This window comes from Streptomyces sp. URMC 123, assembly GCF_051386515.1.
Lineage (GTDB): Bacteria > Actinomycetota > Actinomycetes > Streptomycetales > Streptomycetaceae > Streptomyces.
Genome location: NZ_JBPQTV010000438.1, coordinates 1 through 4,332, shown reverse-complemented (window position 1 = coordinate 4,332; position 4,332 = coordinate 1). Strand labels below are relative to the sequence as shown.

Genomic DNA, 4,332 nt, shown 5'->3' with positions numbered 1-4,332 from the left:
GGTCCCGTCGAGCAGCAGACCGCGGCCGCCACGCAGGAGTTCGTACAGGCGCCCGCGCTTCAGCTGGATGTCCCGCATCCGCCGGCCGAGCAGGTCATGGCCCTCGCCGAGGTCGTAGCGGACCCCGACCGCGGTGATCATCCCGGTCACATACCGATTGACCTCCTCGAAGTCCATCAGCTTCGACAGGAGCTCCCGCAGCGCGGTCGCGCCCGGGTCGGTGCCCAGCAGCGTGATCTGCGCGCGGGTGTTGTCCAGCACGGCGGCGCCCACCGGGTGCCGTTCGGCGTGATAGCTGTCCAGCAGCCCCTCCGGCGCCCAGCCGTTGACCGCGGCGGCCAGCTTCCAACCGAGGTTGAACGCGTCCTGGAGGCCGAGGTTGAGGCCCTGCCCGCCGGTCGGCGGGTGGATGTGCGCCGCGTCGCCGGCCAGCAGCACCCGGCCGACCCGGTAGCGCTCGGCCTGCCGGGTGGCGTCGCCGAACCGGGACAGCCAGCGCGGCGAGTGCACGCCGAAGTCGGTGCCGGCGAAGGCCCGCAGCTGCTGCCTGAACTCCTCGAGGGTCGGTGCGGTCGTACGGTCCTCGGCCACGCCGTCGGCGGGCACGACGAAGCGGTACACGCCCTCGTTCCCGTCCACGTCGGGAATGGCGCCGAACCGCAGCTGGGTCCTGCGGACGTCCGCGACGACGGCGGCGATCGTCGCCGCGTCCTCGGTCGCCTCCATGTCGCCCAGCAGCGTCTCGACCGTGGCGGGCTCGCCGGGGAAGCCGACGCCGAGCAGCTTGCGCACCGTGCTGCGGCCACCGTCGCAGCCGACGAGATAGCGCGACCGCAGGCGTGCGCCCCCGCCTCCGCTCCTTCCGGTTCCTCCGGTTCCTTCGGTTCTTCCGGCGGTCACGCCGCCATCGCCGGGAGGACCTCCGTGCGCCAGTTCGACGGTCACCCCGCCCTCGTCCTGGCTCAGTCCGACCACTTCGCAGCCGCGCCGGATCTCGGCACCGAGTTCAAGGGCTCGCTCGGTGAGCAGCCGCTCGGTGACCGGCTGCGGGGTGGCGAGTCCGTACGGGTGGGCCGTGTCCAGCCGCTCCGGCCACGGCTTGTGGATGCCGCCGAAGAAACCGCCCACCTGGAACGTCTCGCTGACCGCGAGGAACCGGTCCAGCAGGCCGCGCTGATCCATTATCTCGACGCTGCGCACGTGCAGGCCCCGCCCGCGGGACTGCCCGGTCGGCTCGGCCAGCTTCTCGAGCACGACCGTGCGCACCCCCGCCAGCCTCAGCTCGCAGGCCAGCATCAACCCGGTCGGCCCACCGCCGGCAATGATCACGTCAGTCGTCACAATCCCGATCCATTTCCGCAGGTCCTGGCCTTGGTCGGCGATTGTGCGGGACGACCGGGGCCTTGCCGCAAGCCCCCCGGTGCGCTATAGCTTGAGAGTGGCAAGGAGTGGCTGACCTCCTCGGCCACCACCAGTTCGCCCGTCCCGCGAGCGTCATGAGGCTGGGGACGAGGGCGCCCCGGACGAGGACCGCGTCCACCAGCACCGCGAAGGCGAGCCCCAGGCCCGTGAGTTTGAGGGGCGTGACCCCTGAGGTCGCGGGCCCCGCCATGGCCGCGGCGAAGACCAGGGACGCCGCCGTGACGAGGCGGCCGGTCCGCTGCGTTCCGGCGACCACGGCGGCGGTGTTGTCCCGGGAGGCGAGGAACTCCTCCCTGACGCGGGCGACGATGAACACCTCGTAGTCGACGGACAGCGCGTAGGCGGTCGCGAGGAGGAACACCAGGGTCTCGCCGGGGAGATACCCGGTGACGCCGACGTCGCCGACGAGCCCCCGCAGGCGCCCCTCCTGGAACACGTACACCAGAAAGCCCAGCGTGGCGGCCAGACTCATCACCGCGACGGCCACGGCCTTGAGCGGCACCAGCAGGCTCCGCGTGCACAGGGTCAACAGGACGAAGGTCGCCGCGGCGGCGAGGCCGCAGCTCCAGGGCAGCGCCCGACGCACGGCGGACAGGGTGTCCACCGCCCATGCCGCCTGCCCGGTGACGTGGACGCCGCCGGCCACGGGCAGCGCGCGCACGTCCCGCACCAGCGCCGCGGACTCCGCGGAGTGGGGAGGGAAGCGGGAGGCGACGGTCAGCAGCGGGCCGCCCGGCGTGTCGAAGCGGGTGTCCCACGGGCGCGGCCCCTCGACCCGCGCGCCGGAGCGATAGTGGCCCGTGACGGTCCGTACGGTGTCGGCGTACGGCAGGGCCGACAGGGCGCGCGCATGGCGGTCGACGGCTTCGCGCGGAGTCGCCCGGGGGAGCCCGACGGTGAGGTCCCGCTCCGGTGCCGTGGGGAAGTCCTCGCGGAGGGCCACCGCCGCGGCATGCGCCGTGCTGTGCCGTGGCAGGTCCTCCACACCGTGCGGTCCGAGGACGACACGCGGCGCCGGCAGCGCCATCACGGCGAGCACCGCGACGGCGGCGAGCGCCGTCACGACCGGGCGCCGGGTGATCGCCAGGGCCGCCCGCCGCCACGCCAGGCCCTCCTCGGCGGAGTGCTCGCCATGTCGCCGGAAGGGGCCGAAGACATCCCACCGGTCGATGTTCCGCCCGAGGAGCGCCAGCAGCGCCGGAATCAGGATCACCGAGGCCGCGGCGGAGAACACGACGACCGCGATCCCGGCCCAGGCGGCCGAACGCAGGAAGCCGAGCGGGAAGCAGAGCAGGGCCGCCAGGGAGGTGACCACGATGCTCGCGGAGACGAGGACGGCGCGGCCGGCGGTGCGGACGCTGCGGCTGACGGCCGTCGGCACGTCCGCGCCGGCCGCGGATTCCTCGCGGAAGCGCGTGACCACGAGAATGCCGTAGTCCACCGCGAGCCCGAAGCCGAGCGCGGTGGTGACGTTGGAGGCGTACACCGAGACGTCCATGAAGGACGTCAGCAGTCTCAGCGAGGCCAGGGTGCCGGCCGTGGCGACGAGCGCGCTGACGACCGGCAGCATCGCCGCGACCAGGGAACGGAAGACGAACAGCAGGATGAGCGTCCCCAGGGGGACGGAGACGAGCTCCGCCCGGAGCAGGTCCGCGCGGTTCCGTTCGAGCATCTCGACCAATGTCCAGGCCGGTCCCGTGGCCGTGACGCGCACCGCGCCCCGGTGGCCCCCGAGCGCGCTCACGAGGGCCTTCGCGGTGTCGGGCCCACGGGCCTCGGGGCCGGACAGATCGACGGCGATGAGCGCGGAGCGCGCGTCCCGGGAGCGCAGCGCCGGATCGCGGGTCGTCCAGTACGACACGGTGGCCGCGACCCCCGGGGTTTCCCGGACCTGTCGTTCCACGGCTTGTGCTGCCGCCGCGACCGCCGGGGAGTGGACGTCGGACGTGGCCTTGAGCAGAAGCAGCAGATCGGGCTCCGCGTAGCCGTAGCGCTCGGCGAGAACCGCCCTGCTCCGGGCGACGGCGGAGGTGGGGGGAAGGGAGTCGTTGTTGCTCAGCCGGTCGAGTCCGCCGAGGCCGACGACGCCCAGGAACACCGTGCACACGGCGCACACGGCCAGGGTGAGGCGAGCCGACCACCAGGGCCTCCACGGGCGACGGCGCCCTTGGAGACCCTGGTCATGGACGTTTTTCGTACGCGTCGGTGCCACGCGCCGACTGCTCAGGGGCAGGGCTTACGGGCCATCCAACTGCCGATCACGAAGGTGCCGTTGCGCGCCGCCGCGCAGAGGGCGGTGCCCGCCCTCTCCATGAAATCGAGCACGGGGGTCTTGTCCTGGAGGGGAACGGCCGCCATGACCTCCTCCATCTCCCGCCAGTTCGGCTCCAGGTCGCCCTCGTCGCGGAGGTCGTGCAGGTCCTCCACGACGAGTCCCGCGGCGGTCAGGTCCCGGCGCAGGGCGTCGGGTGTCGAGAGGGTGGGCAGCGCGAGTCCTCGGCACACGGGTTCCACGTGGCGTTCCCGCTGCCGCGCTGTCAGATCGGTCGCCTGGAGCCAGTCGTTGCCCAGGTAGCGGCCGCCGGGGCGGAGCACGCGGGCCACTTCCGCGTGGACCCGTGTCTTGTCCGCCGCGTGGCAGATGGCCTGGATGCTGTAGACGGCGTCGAAGGAGTTGTCGTCGAAGGGCATGTGGGTGGCGTCGCCGGTGTGGAAGTCGGTGAGGTGGGACATGCCGCGGGCGGCGGCGTGGGCTGTGGCGTGTTGGACGCGGTGTTCGACCAGGTCGAGGCCGGTGACGTGGGCGCCGCTGTGGGTGGCGATGGTGACGGCCGGGCCGCCGACGCCGCTGCCGACTTCGAGGACGGTCATGCCGGGGCGGAAGCCGCCGCGGTCGGCGATGTCGCGCTC

Annotated in this window: 3 protein-coding genes; all 3 read right to left on the bottom strand. The window is 73.0% G+C overall.

What is annotated here, in order from left to right:
- Positions 1-1,296, bottom strand: a 1,296-nt coding sequence (locus tag ACSNOD_RS28870) for an FAD-dependent monooxygenase (protein ID WP_436770024.1), incomplete at its 3' end; no start/stop codon positions are given.
- Between the two features lie 34 nt (positions 1,297-1,330).
- Entirely contained in the window at positions 1,331-3,529 is a 2,199-nt protein-coding gene (locus tag ACSNOD_RS28865; RefSeq protein ID WP_436770023.1) for an MMPL family transporter, read from the bottom strand.
- 116 nt (positions 3,530-3,645) lie between these two features.
- A partial coding sequence (locus ACSNOD_RS28860; protein ID WP_436770022.1) for an SAM-dependent methyltransferase occupies positions 3,646-4,332 on the bottom strand: 687 nt, incomplete at its 5' end.